This is a genomic window from Streptomyces sp. NPDC014676 (genome assembly GCF_043084105.1).
GTDB lineage: Bacteria > Actinomycetota > Actinomycetes > Streptomycetales > Streptomycetaceae > Streptomyces.
In genome coordinates this window covers 313428-330401 of record NZ_JBIBZI010000006.1, presented here as the reverse complement: position 1 = coordinate 330401, position 16974 = coordinate 313428, and the positions used below count along the sequence as shown (strand labels likewise).

General features: G+C 72.8%; 15 protein-coding genes. 5 read left to right on the top strand and 10 right to left on the bottom strand.

The window, feature by feature from the left end; genetic code table 11:
* Positions 1 to 44 precede the first annotated feature (44 nt).
* The 7 genes from serC to ACF1DX_RS19550 all read right to left on the bottom strand — a co-directional run bounded on the left by serC (position 45) and on the right by ACF1DX_RS19550 (position 7172).
* Positions 45 to 1163: a phosphoserine transaminase gene (serC, locus tag ACF1DX_RS19580; protein WP_391792424.1), complete on the bottom strand. Its 1119-nt coding sequence runs from the start codon at positions 1161 to 1163 to the stop codon at positions 45 to 47.
* Between the two features lie 114 nt (positions 1164 to 1277).
* Entirely contained in the window at positions 1278 to 2528 is a 1251-nt protein-coding gene (locus ACF1DX_RS19575; RefSeq protein WP_391792423.1) for a cytochrome P450, read from the bottom strand.
* Positions 2525 to 3760, bottom strand: a complete 1236-nt coding sequence (locus tag ACF1DX_RS19570) for a cytochrome P450 (protein WP_391792422.1) — start codon at positions 3758 to 3760, stop codon at positions 2525 to 2527. The genes ACF1DX_RS19575 and ACF1DX_RS19570 overlap by 4 nt, the downstream gene beginning before the upstream one ends.
* The gene (locus ACF1DX_RS19565; RefSeq protein WP_391792421.1) at positions 3757 to 4374 is read right to left on the bottom strand and encodes an ATP/GTP-binding protein; all 618 of its coding nucleotides are present in this window, start codon (positions 4372 to 4374) and stop codon (positions 3757 to 3759) included. The genes ACF1DX_RS19570 and ACF1DX_RS19565 overlap by 4 nt, the downstream gene beginning before the upstream one ends.
* Positions 4355 to 4702 carry a DUF742 domain-containing protein gene (locus ACF1DX_RS19560; RefSeq protein ID WP_391792420.1) on the bottom strand — a complete coding sequence of 116 codons (348 nt, stop codon included), beginning with the start codon at positions 4700 to 4702 and terminating at the stop codon, positions 4355 to 4357. Before ACF1DX_RS19560 ends, ACF1DX_RS19565 begins: the two co-directional genes overlap by 20 nt.
* Positions 4699 to 5106 carry a roadblock/LC7 domain-containing protein gene (locus ACF1DX_RS19555; RefSeq protein WP_391792419.1) on the bottom strand — a complete coding sequence of 136 codons (408 nt, stop codon included), beginning with the start codon at positions 5104 to 5106 and terminating at the stop codon, positions 4699 to 4701. Before ACF1DX_RS19555 ends, ACF1DX_RS19560 begins: the two co-directional genes overlap by 4 nt.
* Positions 5103 to 7172: an ATP-binding protein gene (locus ACF1DX_RS19550; RefSeq protein WP_391792418.1), complete on the bottom strand. Its 2070-nt coding sequence runs from the start codon at positions 7170 to 7172 to the stop codon at positions 5103 to 5105. Before ACF1DX_RS19550 ends, ACF1DX_RS19555 begins: the two co-directional genes overlap by 4 nt.
* 299 nt (positions 7173 to 7471) lie before the next feature.
* Between ACF1DX_RS19550 and ACF1DX_RS19545 the strand changes: the two genes are divergently transcribed.
* On the top strand, positions 7472 to 10339 hold the full coding sequence (locus ACF1DX_RS19545; protein WP_391792417.1) for an FAD-linked oxidase C-terminal domain-containing protein: 2868 nt from the start codon (positions 7472 to 7474) through the stop codon (positions 10337 to 10339).
* Between the two features lie 107 nt (positions 10340 to 10446).
* On the opposite strand, the gene ACF1DX_RS19540 is transcribed toward ACF1DX_RS19545, so the two are convergent.
* On the bottom strand, positions 10447 to 10899 hold the full coding sequence (locus tag ACF1DX_RS19540) for an NUDIX hydrolase (protein WP_391792416.1): 453 nt from the start codon (positions 10897 to 10899) through the stop codon (positions 10447 to 10449).
* Between the two features lie 225 nt (positions 10900 to 11124).
* Here ACF1DX_RS19540 and ACF1DX_RS19535 point away from each other — a divergent pair, with 225 nt between their 5' ends.
* Positions 11125 to 12075: a DMT family transporter gene (locus tag ACF1DX_RS19535; RefSeq protein WP_391792415.1), complete on the top strand. Its 951-nt coding sequence runs from the start codon at positions 11125 to 11127 to the stop codon at positions 12073 to 12075.
* 11 nt (positions 12076 to 12086) lie between these two features.
* On the opposite strand, the gene ACF1DX_RS19530 is transcribed toward ACF1DX_RS19535, so the two are convergent.
* Positions 12087 to 12377, bottom strand: a complete 291-nt coding sequence (locus ACF1DX_RS19530; RefSeq protein WP_391792414.1) for a helix-turn-helix domain-containing protein — start codon at positions 12375 to 12377, stop codon at positions 12087 to 12089.
* Positions 12378 to 12391: 14 nt separating this feature from the next.
* The gene (locus ACF1DX_RS19525) at positions 12392 to 12787 is read right to left on the bottom strand and encodes a type II toxin-antitoxin system RelE/ParE family toxin (protein WP_391792413.1); all 396 of its coding nucleotides are present in this window, start codon (positions 12785 to 12787) and stop codon (positions 12392 to 12394) included.
* A 115-nt stretch (positions 12788 to 12902) separates the two neighbouring features.
* Between ACF1DX_RS19525 and ACF1DX_RS19520 the strand changes: the two genes are divergently transcribed.
* From ACF1DX_RS19520 to ACF1DX_RS19510, 3 genes are read left to right on the top strand one after another with little or no spacing between them, the layout of a single operon-like run.
* The gene (locus tag ACF1DX_RS19520; RefSeq protein WP_391792412.1) at positions 12903 to 13697 is read left to right on the top strand and encodes a TIGR03084 family metal-binding protein; all 795 of its coding nucleotides are present in this window, start codon (positions 12903 to 12905) and stop codon (positions 13695 to 13697) included.
* A complete protein-coding gene (locus ACF1DX_RS19515) occupies positions 13694 to 15376 on the top strand; it encodes an acyclic terpene utilization AtuA family protein (RefSeq protein WP_391792411.1) in 1683 nt (560 codons plus the stop codon). Before ACF1DX_RS19520 ends, ACF1DX_RS19515 begins: the two co-directional genes overlap by 4 nt.
* Positions 15373 to 16971, top strand: coding sequence for an acyl-CoA carboxylase subunit beta (locus ACF1DX_RS19510; protein WP_391792410.1), 1599 nt, complete (start codon positions 15373 to 15375; stop codon positions 16969 to 16971). Before ACF1DX_RS19515 ends, ACF1DX_RS19510 begins: the two co-directional genes overlap by 4 nt.
* Positions 16972 to 16974 lie beyond the last annotated feature (3 nt).

Sequence of the window (16974 nt, the reverse complement as noted above, 5' to 3'; positions counted from 1 at the left end):
CCGGTGGATCGTCCGCCGGGCGCCCCTCACTCGCGTACGACGGTCTACAGCTGCTCGATGACGTAGTCCACGCACTTCGTCAGGGCCTCGACGTCCGCCGGGTCGATCGCCGGGAACATCGCCACGCGGAGCTGGTTGCGGCCGAGCTTGCGGTAGGGCTCGGTGTCGACGACGCCGTTGGCGCGCAGGACCTTGGCGACGGCGGCGGCGTCGATCTCGTCCGTGAAGTCGATCGTGCCGATGACCTGGGAGCGCTTGGCCGGGTCGGTGACGAACGGGGTGGCGTGCTTGGACTCGTCCGCCCAGGTGTACAGGCGGGTCGAGGAGTCCTTCGTGCGGGCCGTGGACCAGGCGAGGCCGCCCTGGCCGTTGATCCACTCGAGCTGCTCGTTGAGCAGGAACAGGGTGGCCAGCGCCGGGGTGTTGTACGTCTGGTTCTTGCGGGAGTTGTCGATCGCCGTGGGGAGGCTGAAGAACTCCGGGACGTGGCGGCCGGAGGCGTGGATCCGCTCGGCGCGCTCGATCGCGGCCGGGGAGAACACGCCGATCCACAGGCCGCCGTCGGAGGCGAAGGACTTCTGCGGGGCGAAGTAGTAGACGTCCGTCTCGGCGATGTCGACCGGGAGGCCGCCCGCGCCGGAGGTGGCGTCCACCAGGACGAGGGCACCCTCGTCGGCGCCGGCGACGCGCTTGACCGGCATGGCGACGCCGGTGGAGGTCTCGTTGTGGGTGAAGGCGTAGACGTCCACGCCCGCCTCGGCGGCGGCCTCCGGGTGCGTGCCCGGGTCGGCGGAGACGACGGTGGGCTCGGCGAGCCAGGGGGCGAGCTTCGCGGCCTTGGCGAACTTGGAGCTGAACTCGCCGAAGGTGAGGTGCTGCGACTTGTTCTCGATCAGGCCGTGGGTCGCGACGTCCCAGAACGCGGTGGAGCCGCCGTTGCCGAGGACCACCTCGTAGCCGTCGGGGAGCTGGAACAGCTCGGAGATGCCCTCGCGTACCTTGCCGACCAGGTTCTTCACCGGGGCCTGGCGGTGGGAGGTGCCGAGCAGGGACGTGCCGGTCGCGGCCAGCGCGTCCAGCGCCTCCGTCCGCACCTTGGAGGGACCCGCACCGAAACGACCGTCGGCGGGCTTGATGTCAGCAGGAATCCGGATCTCAGCCACGACCGGAGCCTAGCGGCTGCGGGAAACCCGGGCGAAACATCGTCCGTCCGCTGAGACGGGTGGTGGACGGGTGGCGGACGGACCGGGGGGAGGTCCGCCCACCACCCGTGTCGTTCACCCGCCGAGCTTCACCGGAAGCTCGAACAGGTCGTTCTGGGTGACCACCGGCTTGTTGCGCAGCTCGCTCGCCGGGACCGCCAGGTCCAGCTTCGGGAAGCGGGCGTACAGGGCCGGGAGGGCCACGCCCGCCTCCAGGCGGGACAGCGCCGCGCCGGGGCAGACGTGCGGGCCGTGGCCGAAGGAGATGTGCCGGTTGGTGACCTCGCGGGTGATGTCGAAGACGCCGGCCGTCGGGCCGTGCGCCTGCTCGTCGCGGCCGATCGCGGCGTACGACACGATCAGCGCGTCACCCGCCGGGAGGACCTTGTCGCCCACCGGTATGTCCTCGGTCGCGAACCGGATCAGCACGTGGGACGTCGGCGTGGCGTACCGCAGTGTCTCCTCGACCACCGCCGACCAGTCCGCCTCGCCGGACAGCACCAGTTCCCGCTGCTCGGGGTGGAGGGACAGGTTGGCCACCGCGTTGACGATGAGGGAGATCGTCGTCTCGTGACCGGCCGCCACCATGAGCTGGAGCGTGGCGACGATCTCCTCGTCGGTGAGGCTGTCGCCGTCCTCCGACGCCTGGATGAGCGCGGAGGTCAGGTCGTCGCCCGGGTTCTCGCGCTTGTGCGCCACCGTCTCGGCCATGATCCCGGCCAGCTCGGTCAGCGTCGCGATGACCTCCTCGGGCGGGGTCTGCGTGGAGAAGAACTTCTCGAAGAGTTCCTTCAGGCGCGGCAGCCGCTCCTCCGCGAGCCCCATCAGGTCGGCGATGACGTACATCGGCAGCGGGTAGGCGAACACCGCCTTCAGGTCGACCGTGTCGCCGGGTTGGGCGGCCACCTGGTCCAGCAGGCCCTCGGTCAGCTCCGTGATCCGCTCCCGCATCCGCTCCACCCGGCGCGGCGTGAGCGCCTGCGCGACCAGGGTGCGCAGCCGGCGGTGGTCGGCGCCGTCCACGGTGAGCATGGAGCGGGGCGGGTTGGCCAGCCCGATCAGCGGCCAGTCGGGGGCGATCTCGCCGCGCTGCCAGGCGGTCCAGACGTTGATGTCCTTCACCACGCGCGGGTCGGTGAGCAGTTTCTTCGCCTCGGCGTGGTGGGTGACCGCCCACACCGGTACGTCACCCGGCAGCGTCACGGCGGCCAGCGGTCCGGCGGCCCGCAGCGCGGCGCTCTCCCCGTCCAGGTCGGAGACGAAGGGGTCGAGGGGGATACGGGTCTGTCCGGTGCCGGTCGTCATGGTGTCCGTACCAGCCGTCATGCGAGCGAGCCTCCAAGGGCGGGGGTGGGTGTGAACGTGACCGGGAGTTCGGACAGTCCGCGCAGCCACGGCGACGGGCGGCGGGTCAGCTTCGCGGCCGGCACCGCGAGGTCGATGTCCGGCAGCCGGTCCAGTACGACCTCGATGCCGGTCCGGGCGATCACCTCGGCGATCTCCTGCGCCGGGAACGGGCAGCGGTGCTCCCCGTGACCGAAGGAGAAGTGCGCGCTGTTGCCGCCGGTCAGCGCCGAGCCGTCGGTACGCACCTGGGGGTCGGAGTTGGCGCCCTGGAGGCCGAGCAGCAGCATGTCGCCGGCGCGGACGCGGCGACCGCCGAGCTGGGTGTCGCGGGACGCCCAGCGGGCGGCCACGTTCTGGGTCGGCGTGTCCTCCCACAACACCTCGTTCATCGCCTCGGCGACGCTGTTGCGGCCCCCGAAGAGGGAGGCGGCGAACCGGGCGTCGGTGAGCATCAGGCGCAGCGAGTTGCCGATCCAGTCGGCGGTCGGCTGGTGCCCGGCCGCCATCATCACCATCAGGTCCTGGACGATCTCCTCCTCGGTGAAGCCCGAGGTGTCGGCGAGCATCCGGGACACGACGTCCTCGGCGGGCGCGCTCCTGCGGGCGGCGACCAGCTCCGTCATCGACGTGAACAGGTGGGTCTGGCCCGCCAGCGCCCGCTCCCGACCGTCGATCATGTCGTTGAGGGCGGTGACCAGGCCCGGGCCCTCCTCGTCGGGGAAGCCGTAGAGCCGGGCCAGCACCCGCACCGGCAGCAGCATCGCGAACTCGCGGATCAGGTCGGCGGTGCCCTCGGAGCAGATGCCGTCGATCAGCTCGTCCGCGAACCTCTCGGCGTACCCGCGCAGTTCGAACGGGTCGACCGCCTCCAGCGCGTTCCCCAGCATCCCGGCCCGCTCGCGGTGCCGCTCGCCGACGGTGTACAGGATCGACGGCTGCCTGCGGCCGATCATCGGCAGCAGCGGCCAGTCGTCGGGGATGTTCTCCCACTGGTTCCACAGGTCGGAGTCGCGGCTGAACAGCACCGGGTCGCCGGTGATCTGGTGCAGCTCGCGGTAGCCGAGCACCAGCCACGCCGGTGCGTCCCCGTCCAGCACCACCGGGACGACGTTGCCGTGCTCGCGCCGCATCTCCCGGTACACGCGGGCCGGGTCGTCCTGGAGCAGGGACCCCTGGAAACGGACGGCGTCGGGGACGGAGGCGGGACTCACACCAGCTCCTGACGGGGGGTTCGGGCCGGGCCGGCGTACAGGGCCTGGATGTGCTCCACCAGCGTGATCAGCACGATCTTGCTGGACTCCCGGGACCGCGCGTCGCAGTTGACCAGGGGTACGTGCGGATCGAGGTCGAGGGCCTCGCGGATCTGCCGCGGGGTGAAGGTGGGCCCGCCGAAGTCGTTGCAGGCCACGATGAACGGCGTGCCGTGCTTCTCCAGCCGGTCGATGGCGTACCAGGAGTCGTCGATGCGCCGGGTGTCGACCAGCACGACCGCGCCGAGCGTGCCGGAGAACAGCCGGTCCCACAGGAACCAGAAGCGCTCCTGTCCGGGCGCCCCGAACAGGTACAGCACATTGCGGGTGTCGAGGGTGATGCGGCCGAAGTCGAAGGCGACGGTGGTCGCGGTCTTGCCGCTCACCCCGCTGGTGTCGTCGACGGACTCCCCGGCCTGGGTCATCGTCTCCTCGGTGTTGAGGGGACGGATCTCGCTGACCGAGCGGACCATCGTCGTCTTGCCGGCGCCGAAGCCGCCCACGACCACGATCTTCAGGCCGTTGTCGGCCGACGCGTCGAGCGGTGTACGCGTCTCAGAGGTTGCGGAGTCCAACGAGCACCTGCTCCAGGATGTCGGGGTCGGGTACGGCGGCCTTGCGGGGGTGACGGGCGCTGACCCGGCCCGCCGCCTGCAGGTCGGAGAGCAGGATCCGGGTGATGCTCACGGGCAGCTTCAGCTCGGCCGCGATCTCCACGACCGCCGTGGGGCGTTCGGCCAGCCGCAGGATCGCCGCGTGCTCGGACTGCATGCCGGGCACCGGATCGCATTCGGCGACGACCAGGGTCACCAGGTCGAAGGGGTTGTCGGGACCGGACCGGCTGCGCCCTCCGGTGAGGGTGTAGAGCCGGTCGGGGGAGTCGTCCCTGCCGGGCCTGCTCATGAGGTGCGCGGCTGCGCGGTCAGGTGCTCGCCGAGCTGTTCCACGAGCTCGCTCATGTTGTGTCCGACGAGCCCGGCGTCCGCGTCCTCGGCGGTGATCACGGCCAGGTGCGCGCCCTCCCCGGCCTCCACGATGAACAGCACACCGCCGTAGAACTCGGTCATCGCCGAGCGCACGCCGCCGCTGCCGTCGCCGAACTCGACGGAGGCGCCGTGCGACAGCGACTGGATGCCGGCGGCGATGGCGGCGAGCTGGTCGGCCTGGTCGGTGGAGAGCTCCGGGGTGCGGCACAGTTTCAGGCCGTCACGGGAGAGCACGAGTGCGTGCCGTGCGCCCGGCGTTCGCTCCAGCAGGCCCTCTATCAGCCAGGTGAGCTTCTCGTCGGCGGTCGTCGTGCCGGTCATGAGGTGGTGTCGCCTTCCGGGGTCGCGGGGGTGGGGTGTGCTTCGGGGGTCGGGGCGGCGGTGGTGCCGGTGTCCGGGTCGGCCGTGTCGTCCGGGGTGGGCGGGCGGACGGCCTGGCGGAAGCTGCTGAAGCGGGCGGTGCGCGCCTTGGTCTCCTCGGCGGTCGGGGCGGGCCGGGGCGTGGTGCCACGGCCGCCCGGACGGGTGCGCTCCGCCTCGGCGAGGGTCCGGCCCCGGCGGCGGCGGGGCAGGACGAGGGGCGGGGTGTCGGCGGTCCGGTCCGGGGACTCGTGGGTCGGCACTGGGTCGGGGTCGAGGTCGGCGCCCGCGCGGGAGGCCGCGTAGGAGGGGGCGGGGCGGGTGCTCCCGGGGGACGCCGGGCGGTCCACCGGGGAGGTGCCGGCGTCGGTGCCGATGCCGGTGTCGCTGTCGCCCGTGCTGCCGTGGCTGGTCTCCGGTTCCGGCCGGCCGGGGACGGTCTCCGCGCGGTGGTCGCGGTGCCGGAGGAGGCCGCCGGACGTCTCGTCCGCCGGGGCCTGCGGGGCCTGCGGGGGCCGCGGAGCCTTCGGGCCCTCGGAGCCGAGTGCCTCGACGAGTGCGGCGGGGGTCGCGGGGACGGACGGGGTGCCGGCCGGAGCGGTGGTGCCCCCGGTCGCCGCGGTTCCCGCCGCCGGGACCGCGGATGCCGCGTCCGGCGGTACGAGGATGTCCTGCGGGACGAGCATCAGGACGCCCGTGCCGCCGCGGGCCGAGGGCCGGTAGGAGATCCGGAGCCCGTACCGCCGGGCCAGCCGGCCGACCACGGCGAGGCCGAGCCGGGTGCCGGTGAGGCCCCCGAGTCCGGCGGACTCGCCGGAGACCGCGCGCTCGGCGCGGCGCAGCTGCGCCTCGCCCATGACGAGCCCGCTGTCCTCGACGGAGACGATGACCCCGGCCGGTACCTCCTCGACGTACACGTGGACCTCGGCGGTCGGCGGCGAGAAGTTCGCGGCGTTGTCGAGGAGTTCGGCGAGCGCGTGCATCACGCCCTCGGCGGCGTGTCCGGCGACCGCGGTGTCGCTGGCGGAGTGGACCCTGACCCGCTGGTAGCCGCTGATCCGGCCCATGGCGCCGCGCAGGATGGACTCCATGGCGATGGGCCGGGCCCAGCGGCGGCCGGAGCGGGCGCCGGTGAGGACGGCGACGGAGTCGGCGAGCCTGCCCGCCTGCGCGGTGCGGTGGTCGAGGTGGAGCAGGTCGGCGAGGACCTCCTCGTCGTGGTGCTTCTCCTCCATCGCGCGCAGGTCGGCGAGCATGCCGGTGGCCAGGGCCTGCATGCGTCCGGCCGCGTTGGCGGTCGCGGACAGTGCGGCGGCCCGGGCGCTGTCGGTCTCGCGCAGCCGGGTGGCCAGCCGTACGTTCTCCGCGGTGAGCCGGTCCCGGTCCGCCTCGAGCCGGTCCCGCTCCTCGGCCAGCCGGCCGAGCTCCTCCGCGTGGTCGCGGGCCGACCGGGCGGTGTGGGCTTCGTGTTCCTCGGTGATGAGGCGCAGCTTCCCGGCGTGTTCCTCGGTGAGCCGCCTCAGTGCGGTGGTGTGGTCGTCCGTGAGCCGGGCCCGCTCGTCGGCGTGCTCCCGCGTCAGGCGGGCGGTGTCGGCGGTGTGCTGCTCGGCGAGACGGTCGCGTTCCGCGGCCAGGGTCTCGGCGAGGTGGTTGCGCTCCTGGTCCAGTTCGGCGGACAACCGGGCGCGCTCACGGGTGAGTTCGCCGGTCAGCCGCTCGTGCTGGCGGCGGGACTCCTCCGCCAGCCGGGCGCGTTCCTGGAGCAGTCGGCCGACGTCCTGGGTGACGGCGTCCAGCCGTGTCCGGGCGGCCCGCGCCGACAGGACGGCGTACGTGGCCACCGTGGCCGCCGCGCACAGCAGTACGGCGGCGACCGTCCCGACCACCACGACGGAGCCGACCGCGTCGTCCGGGACGAGGAAGAGGGCGGCGAGGACCCCTGCCGCGGTGACTGCCGCGGTGAGCACCGGGACGGGCAGCAGGCTGCGGGGGGTGGGGCGGTCGCCGGGGAGCAGGGGGGAGGTCATCAATCGGGGTCCTCGGTCGGTTCCTCGGTCGGTCCGCGGGCGTGCACCGTCGTGTCTGCGCGGCCCTCGGGCGGTTCCACGGGAATGCCGGACTCGGTTTTCGGGGTCGCTTTCGAACGAGGCCGACAACTGCGCGCAACTCGCGGTCACTATATGAGAGTTCGTGTTCGACTTGGGAAGATTCCGCTTCCGTTTTCACCCATCGCCCACCTCGGGCATATGCCGGGACTTTCCGTGGCGCGATGGGACATGCGGGCGCCGTCTCCTGCGCCCGGTCTCCGCGGAGGCATCCTGAGGGCATGACGGATCACCGGGAACTGCCGGCCGGGCTGCGGGCGGCCGTGCGCGGCGAGGTCGACTTCACCGCGACCGCACGGGCGCTGACCACGATGGACGCCTCCAACTACCGCCGGGTGCCGCTCGGTGTGGTGGCCCCGCGGGACGCCGACGACGTGGCGGCGGCGCTGTCGGTGTGCCGGACGTACGGCGTCCCCGTGGTGCCGCGCGGCGGCGGTACGTCGATCGCGGGGCAGGCGACCGGCACCGGTGTGGTGCTCGACTTCACACGGCACATGAACCGTCTGCTGTCCCTCGATCCCCGGGCACGCACGGCCGTCGTCCAGCCCGGTCTCGTCCTCGACCGCCTTCAGGAGGCCGCCGCCCCGCACGGCCTGCGCTTCGGCCCGGACCCCTCCACCCACAGCCGCTGCACCCTCGGCGGCATGATCGGCAACAACTCCTGCGGCTCCCACTCGGTGGCCTGGGGCACGACGGCCGACAGCGTGCGCGAGCTCGCGGTCGTCACCCCGCGCGGGGACCGGTTGCGGCCGGGACGGGGCTGGGCGGGCGCACCGGCGGGACTGCGGGACCTGGTGGACGGCGAACTGGCCCGCCTGCGCACGGCTTTCCCCGACCTCCCCCGCCGTATCTCCGGATACGCCGTGGACGCCCTGCTGCCCGAGCGGGGCGCGGACGTCGCCCGCTCCTTCTGCGGCTCGGAGGGCACTCTGGGCGTGCTCACGGAGGCGGTCGTGGATCTCGTACGGGCACCCCGCGCGCGTGCGCTCGCCGTGCTGGCGTACGCGGACGAGAGCGGGGCCGCGGAGGCGGCGGCGGGGCTGCTGGAGCACGGCCCGCTGACCGTGGAGGGCATGGCGGCGGACCTCGTGCCGTCCGCCGCGGACCTCCCGCGCGGGGGCGCCTGGCTGTTCGTGGAGACCGGCGGGGACACGGAGGCGGAGGCACGCGCGCGTGCGGAGACGATCGTCCGCGCGGCGGACGTCGTGGACGCCCTGGTGGTCACCGAGCCGGCACGGCAGCGCGCGCTGTGGCGCATCCGGGAGGACGCGAGCGGTACGGCGACCCGGATGCCGGACGGTACGGAGGCGTGGCCCGGCTGGGAGGACTGCGCGGTGCCGCCGGCCCGGCTCGGCGCGTACCTGCGCGACTTCCGGGCCCTCATGGCGGACCACGGGCTGCGCGGCACGCCGTACGGGCACTTCGGGGACGGCTGCATCCACGTCCGCATCGACTTCGACCTGCTGACCGGGCCGGGCGTCGCCCGCTTCCGGCGCTTCTCGGAGGACCTGGCCGGTCTGGTCGTGGCGCACGGCGGCTCCCTCTCCGGCGAGCACGGGGACGGGCAGGCGCGGGCCGAGCTGCTGCCGCGCATGTACGGCGCGGAGACGGTCGCCCTCTTCGAACGCGTGAAGGCCGTCTGGGACCCGGACGACCTGCTCAACCCCGGCATGCTGGTCCGCCCCGCGCCCCTGGACACGAACCTCCGCTTCTCCGTCCTCCCGCGCGAACCGGTCGACGTCGCCTTCGGTTACCCCGCCGACGGCGGCGACTTCTCGGCGGCGGTACGGCGCTGCGTGGGCGTCGCCAAGTGCCGTACGACGTCCGTGTCGGGGCCGGCGGTGATGTGCCCGTCGTTCCGCGCGACGGGCGAGGAGCGGCACTCCACGCGCGGGCGCGCCCGCCTGCTGCACGAGATGCTCGCGGGCGAGCTGGTGACCGACGGCTGGCGTTCCACGGAGGTACGGGACGCCCTGGACCTGTGCCTGTCCTGCAAGGGCTGCCGCTCGGACTGCCCGGTCGAGGTCGACATGGCCACGTACAAGGCGGAGTTCCTGCACCACCACTACCAGGGCCGTCGCCGTCCGGCCGCGCACTACGCGATGGGATGGCTGCCGGTGTGGCTGGGCTGGGTGGCGCGGACGAGGTCGGCGGGGACGGTGAACGCCCTCGCCTCGGTGGGGCCGCTCGCGGACGTGGCGAAACGGCTGGGCGGGATCGCGCGGGAGCGGGACGTCCCCAAGGTGGCGGAGGAGACGTTCACGCGCTGGTGGCGCAAACGCGGAAGCTCGCCCTCCGGCGAGGGCGAGCCGGTGGTCCTCTGGCCGGACACCTTCACCGAGCACCTGTCGCCGTCGGTGGGCCGGGCGGCCGTACGGGTCCTGGAGGCGGCGGGCCTGCGGGTGGCGCTGCCCCCCACCCTGCGGCCGGGGAGCCGCCCGGTCGGTGACGCCCGCACCCGCTCGGCCCTCTCGCTGCTGACGGCCCGCAGGGGCCGGGTCTGCTGCGGCCTGACGTACATCTCCACGGGCCAGCTCGACCGTGCCCGTACGGTCCTGCGCCGAACGCTGGATCTCCTGGAACCGGTCCTCGCCACGGACGCCCCCCTGGTGGTCCTGGAACCGAGCTGCGCGGCGGCCCTGCGCACCGACGCCCCGGAGCTCCTCCACGACGACCCCCGTGCGGCGCGGCTCGCCGCACGGGTCCTGACCTTCGCGGAGGTGCTGGAGCGGCACGCCCCGGACTGGACCCCACCGGTGCTGAACCGCCCGGTCACCGGCCAGACCCACTGCCATCAGCACGCGGTGCTGGGCGAGGCCGCCGACCGACGGCTGCGTGAGGCGGCCGGACTCACCGGCGACCTGGCCGGCGGCTGCTGCGGACTGGCGGGCAACTTCGGCTTCGAGGAGGGCCACTACGAGGTCTCGGCCGCCTGCGCCGAGGACCAGCTCCTCCCGTCGGTGCGCGAGGCCCCGGACGAGGCGGTCGTCCTGGCCGACGGCTTCTCCTGCCGGACGCAGCTCGAGCACCTGGCGGGCGTACGGGGGCGGCACCTGGCGGAGGTGCTGGCGGATGCTCTGGAGAAATAGGTGAGCAGTCGCGGCCCTGGTGTCCTCAGCGCGCTCAATTGAGCCGCTCCAGCCTCCGCCGCGGAGCGGCCTGAGGCGTAAGGTCCGCGCGCACGGGCCCGTCGGGCTCAGGGAGTCGTCTCGCCCCGTACCAGCGGTCCGCACACCGGCTGGACGCCCTCAGGGAGGTCGTCCGGGCGGCACCAGCGGGCCTCCAGGATCTCGAAGGGGTCGAGGCGCAGTTCGCCGCCGAGCAGGCGGGCCTCGTAGGCCACCTCCATACGTGTACGGAAGCCGCTGTTCAGCATGACCAGGCGGCCCACCTCCACGTCGAGGTCCGTCTCCTCCTTGACCTCGCGCACCACGGTCTGCCGGAAGTCCTCGCCCTTGCGGGCGAAGCCGCTCGGCAGGCCCCACTGGCGGCCCGGCGGCCACATCCGGTGCCGCAGCAGCAGAACCCGCCCCTCGTCGTCGCGCACCACACCGGTCACGCCCACCACGTATTTGGTGTGCAGCAGCCACATGATGCGGCTCTGCACGGGGCGCAGGAGCCGCCAGAGACGGGTAATGAGTCGGTGCACGGGACCTCGGACGGTGTGGGAGCGGACGCGGGTGATCACCGGTGGGAACGGTACCCGCTGGGTCCAGGTGACGAACGGAGTTGACCTGGACGGGACGGGGACCGCATGGTCAGGTATATAAGTGCTTCACGGTGCTGACTTGGTCCAATACTCTGGACCGAGGAGTTCATCAGGATGCACACTCGGTACAGGCAAGTGTCCGCTCCGACGTCCCTGGAAGGCCCCGTGACCACCCCCAGCGCCGCCACCCCGTCCACCGCAGCAGGGACGGGGCGGCACGGCCACGCGCCCGCCCCGGCCGGCGCCCCGCGCGGACGGGGTTCCCTCGGGCCGGTCGGGCTGGTCCTCGCCGGCGGGGTCTCCGTGCAGTTCGGCGGGGCGCTGGCGGTGACGCTGATGCCACGGGCCGGTGCGCTCGGGGTCGTGACGCTGCGGCTGCTGGTGGCGGCGCTCGTGCTGATGGTGCTGTGCCGGCCGAAGCTGCGCGGACACGCGCGCGCCGACTGGGGCACGGTGATCGTCTTCGGCGTCTCCATGGCGGCGATGAACGGGCTGTTCTACCAGTCCGTCGCCCGCATCCCGCTCGGCCCGGCGGTCACGCTGGAGGTCCTCGGCCCGCTCGCGCTGTCCGTGCTGGCCTCCCGGCGGGCGGTCAACCTCGTGTGGGCCGCCCTGGCCCTCGCCGGTGTGTTCCTCCTGGGCGGCGGCGGCTTCAGCGGTCTCGACCCGCTGGGTGTGGTCTTCGCACTGGGTGCCGGCGCCATGTGGGCGGCGTACATCGTCTTCAGCGCGCGTACGGGGCGCCGCTTCCCGCAGGCCGACGGTCTCGCCCTCGCCATGGCCGTGGCGGCGGTCCTCTTCCTGCCGCTGGGCGTCATCGAGTCCGGTACGAAGCTCCTCGACCCGACGGTCCTCGGCCTGGGCGCGGCGGTCGCGGTGCTGTCCTCCGTCCTCCCGTACACCCTCGAACTCCTCGCCCTGCGCCGCCTGCCCGCCTCCACCTTCGCCATCCTGATGAGCCTGGAACCGGCCCTCGCCGCAGCCGCCGGCTTCCTCGTCCTCGACCAGGCCCTCTCCACCGCCGAGGCCGCCGCCATCGCCCTGGTCATCGCGGCGAGCATGGGGGCGGTGCGGACGCAGGTGGGGCGGGGGAAGGCCGACGGCGCCGGGCTGTGATCCGGCGCGCTCTACAGCCGTACCGAAAGGTTTCCCACCGTGGCCGTTATGGTCAGCTCGCCGCCGATCGCGTGCAGGTACGCCGCCATCGTCGAGGTGTCCAGGCGAGCGGTCCCCCGCTCGATCTGACTGACCCGGCCCTGAGTGACGCCCATCGCCTTGGCGACCTGGACCTGGGTGAAGCCTTGAGCCTTGCGGAGCGTGGCCAGCTCGTGTCCGCGCTCCGCATCGACCATCTCCGCCTTGATGGCATCGATGCGTTCGCGCTTCTCGGGGGTGATGTCGGCCGTCAGGTCGTCCATGGAACCAAGGTTCATCAGCCCTGCCCTTTCCTCTTCTCCTGTTCCAGCGCCTCAAGGTATGCCGTGAACTTGTCGTCGGCCTCTTTGATCGCCCTGGGGTACCAGGCGGCCCACTGGCGCCCGGCGGCCTTGTTGCCCGCGACCAGGAAGATGGCCCGCCGCTCGGGGTCGAAGACGAACAGCATGCGGATGCTCACCGTCCCGCCGTTGCGGGGACGTAACTCCCGCATATTCCGGTAGCGGCTTTTCTCGATCGCCCCGACCGTTGGTCGCCGAAGCGCCGGGCCCACTTCCTGGAGTCGTTCCAGAGCGGCTATCACGTGAAGGTGGCTTTCCGGGTCCTCCTTGGCGAGCGTCTTGATCCAGTCCAGTACGTCTTCGAAGAAGCGCAGCTCATAGGGTTCGGCCACACCTGAAGAAATTAGCACAGGCTAATATTTTGGGCAAGTGGGCGAGTTGTCACCCGGCGAATAAAAACGAGCAAGCATGCTTGATTGTTTTATTCGCCCCTGCCATGCTCCCCTCATGGCCGACCCGACGCGTGTCATCGACGACCTGTGTGCCGAGAGCGACGACCTCGACCGGCTGGTGGCCGGGGCGGGTACGGAGCAGTGGGGACGGGAGACGCCCGCCGCGGGCTGGACCGTGGCCCACCAGGTCGCCCACCTCGCCTGGACCGACCGCTCCGCGCTGCTCGCCGTCACCGACCCGGACGGGTTCCGGACGCTGGTGGAGAAGGCCCTCGCCGCCCCGCACACCTTCGTGGACGAGGGGGCCGAGGAGTACGCCCGGTCCGCGCCCGCCGACCTGCTCGCGCGGTGGCGGGAAGGCCGCGCGGCGCTGGAGAAGGCGCTGCGGGAGGCGCCCGCCGGGGCGCGGTTCCCCTGGTACGGGCCGCCCATGTCCGCCGCCTCCATGGCCACCGCCCGCCTCATGGAGACCTGGGCCCATGGACAGGACGTGGCGGACGCGATCGGTGTGATGCGGCCACCCACTGAGCGGCTCCGGCATGTGGCCTGGCTCGGGGTGCGGACCCGGGACTTCGCCTACGCGACGCACGGACTCACCCCGCCGGCCGATCCCTTCCGGGTCGAGCTCGCCGGGCCGGGGGGCGGGGTGTGGGCGTACGGCCCCGAGGACGCGCCCCAGCGGATCACCGGCCCCGCGCTCGACTTCTGCCTCCTCGTCACCCAGCGCGCCCACCGCGCGGACCTCGCCCTCACCGCCGACGGCCCCGACGCCGACCGCTGGCTGGACATCGCCCAGGCCTTCGCCGGACCCCCCGGCGGTGGACGCCCGCCGAAGGAGGGCACCCGGTGACCCTGCGCATCGGGAACTTCTCCGGCTTCTACGGCGACCGCTTCGACGCCCCGCGCGAGATGCTCACCGGCGGCGAGGTCGACGTCCTCACCGGCGACTACCTCGCCGAGCTGACCATGCTCATCCTCGCCCGCGACCGGCTGAAGGACCCCTCCGCCGGGTACGCCCGCACCTTCCTGCGGCAACTGGAGGAGACCCTCGGGCTCGCCCACGAGCGGGGCGTCAGGATCGTCGCCAACGCGGGCGGACTCAACCCCTCCGGACTCGCCGACGCCGTACGCGCCCTCGCCGGCCGGCTCGGCGTTCCCGTACGGGTCGCCCACGTCGAGGGCGACGACCTCACCGCGCGGTACCCCGGCAGCCTCGCCGCCCACGCCTACCTCGGCGGATTCGGGATCGCGGAAGCCTTCCGCGCGGGCGCCGACGTGGTCGTCACCGGGCGGGTCACCGACGCGGCCCTCGTCACCGGGCCCGCCGCCGCGCACTTCGGCTGGAAGCCGACCGAGTACGACCGGCTGGCGGGGGCGGTCGTCGTCGGGCACGTGCTGGAGTGCGGGGCGCAGGCGACCGGCGGGAACTACGCCTTCTTCGGCGAGCGCAGCCCCGGCGACCTCCGGCGGCCCGGATTCCCGCTCGCCGAGATCCACGCCGACGGCAGCGGTGTCATCACCAAGCACCCCGGCACCGGCGGTTTCGTCGACGTCGGCACCGTCACCGCGCAACTGCTGTACGAGACCGGCGCGGCCCGGTACGCCGGGCCGGACGTCACCGCACGCCTCGACACCGTGCGGTTGCGGCAGGACGGGCCCGACCGGGTGCGCGTCGAAGGTGTCCGGGGGGAAGCCCCGCCGCCCACGCTCAAGGTCGGGCGCAACCGGCTCGGCGGCTTCCGCAACGAGGTCGTGTTCGTGCTCACCGGGCTCGACATCGAGGCCAAGGCCGGCCTCGTGAAGGAGCAGATGGGCGACGCGCTCGCCAAGTCGCCGCCCGCCGAGGTGCGCTGGGAGCTGGTCCGCACCGACCGGACCGACGCCGGCACCGAGGAGACCGCGAGCGCGCTGCTGCGGCTCGTCGTACGGGACCCCGACCAGGAGAAGGTCGGACGGGTGCTGAGCGGGGCCGCCATCGAGCTGGCGCTGGCCAGCTACCCCGGATTCCATGTGATGGCACCACCGGGCAAGGGCTCTCCCTTTGGCGTCTTCGAGGATGTGTACGTCCCCCATGGTGACGTCGACCATGTGGCCGTCCTCCATGACGGACGCCGTATCCCCGTGCCGCCGGCCCACGACACTGCCGTACTCGAAGACGTACCGGAACCCGCGCTCCCCGAACCGCTGCCCGCGGGACCCACGACGAGAGCACCCCTCGGCCTCCTCGCCGGCGCCCGCAGCGGCGACAAGGGCGGGAACGCCAACGTCGGCGTCTGGGTCCGCTCCGACGACGCCTGGCGGTGGCTCGCGCACGAGCTGACCGTCGAGCGGTTCCGGAAGCTGATCCCCGAGGCCCGCACCCTGCCCGTCACCCGGCACGCGCTCCCCAACCTGCGCGCCCTCAACTTCGTGGTCGAGGGCATCCTCGGCGCGGGCGTCGCCGCCCAGACCCGCTTCGACCCGCAGGCCAAGGCGCTCGGCGAATGGCTGCGCTCCCGGCACCTCGACATCCCGGAGGTCTTGCTGTGACGGTCCTCACATCCGCCCTGGACACGGTCGACCCGGAGTACCGCGCGCACCGCGACGCCATGCTCGCCAAGCTCGCCGAACTCGACGCCGAGCACGCCAAGGCCCTCGCGGGCGGCGGCGAGAAGTACGTCGAACGGCACCGCACGCGCGGCAAGCTGCTCGCCCGCGAGCGCGTCGAGCTGCTCCTCGACCCCGACACGCCCTTCCTGGAGCTGTCTCCGCTGGCGGGCTGGGGGAGCGAGTACACCGTCGGCGCCTCGCTCGTCACCGGGATCGGGGTCGTCGAGGGCGTGGAGTGCCTGATCACCGCCAACGACCCGACCGTGCGCGGCGGCGCCAGCAACCCCTGGAGCCTGAGGAAGGCCCTGCGCGCCAACGACATCGCGCTCGCCAACCGGCTGCCCGTGATCAGCCTCGTCGAGTCCGGCGGCGCCGACCTTCCTTCCCAGAAGGAGATCTTCATCCCCGGGGGCGCGATCTTCCGGGACCTGACCCGGCTGTCGGCGGCCGGCATCCCCACGATCGCCGTCGTCTTCGGCAACTCCACCGCCGGGGGCGCGTACATCCCCGGCATGTCCGACCACGTGATCATGGTCAAGGAGCGGGCGAAGGTGTTCCTCGGCGGCCCGCCGCTGGTGAAGATGGCCACCGGGGAGGAGAGCGACGACGAGTCCCTGGGCGGCGCCGAGATGCACGCGCGCGTGTCGGGCCTCGCCGACCACTTCGCCGTCGACGAACCGGACGCGCTCCGCCAGGCCCGCCGGGTCGTCGCCCGCCTCAACCACCGCAAGGCGTACGGCGACCCGGGACCGGCCGCACCGCCCGAGTACGACGAGGACGAACTCCTCGGCATCGTCCCGGGCGACCTCAAGATCCCCTTCGATCCGCGCGAGGTCATCGCGCGGATCGTCGACTCCTCCGACTTCGACGAGTTCAAACCCCTCTACGGCGCCGGCCTCACCACCGGCTGGGCGGCTCTCCACGGCTATCCCGTCGGCATCCTCGCCAACGCCCGGGGGGTCCTCTTCAGCGAGGAGTCACAGAAGGCCGCCCAGTTCGTCCAGCTCGCCAACCAGCGCGACATCCCCCTGCTCTTCCTGCACAACACCACCGGCTACATGGTCGGCAGGGAGTACGAGCAGGGCGGCATCATCAAGCACGGCGCGATGATGATCAACGCGGTCGGCAACTCCCGCGTCCCCCACCTGTCCGTCCTCATGGGCGCCTCCTACGGCGCCGGCCACTACGGCATGTGCGGCCGCGCCTACGACCCCCGCTTCCTCTTCTCCTGGCCCAGCGCCAAGTCCGCCGTCATGGGCCCGCAGCAGCTCGCCGGCGTGCTGTCCATCGTCGCCCGCCAGTCGGCGGCGGCGAAGGGACGGCCGTACGACGACGAGGCGGACGCGGCGCTGCGCGCCATGGTGGAGCAGCAGATCGAGTCCGAGTCCCTGCCGATGTTCCTGTCGGGGCGGCTGTACGACGACGGCGTCATCGACCCGCGCGACACCCGCACCGTCCTCGGCCTGTGCCTGTCGGCCGTCCACACCGCGCCCTACGAGGGTGCGCGCGGCGGCTTCGGCGTCTTCCGGATGTGAGGG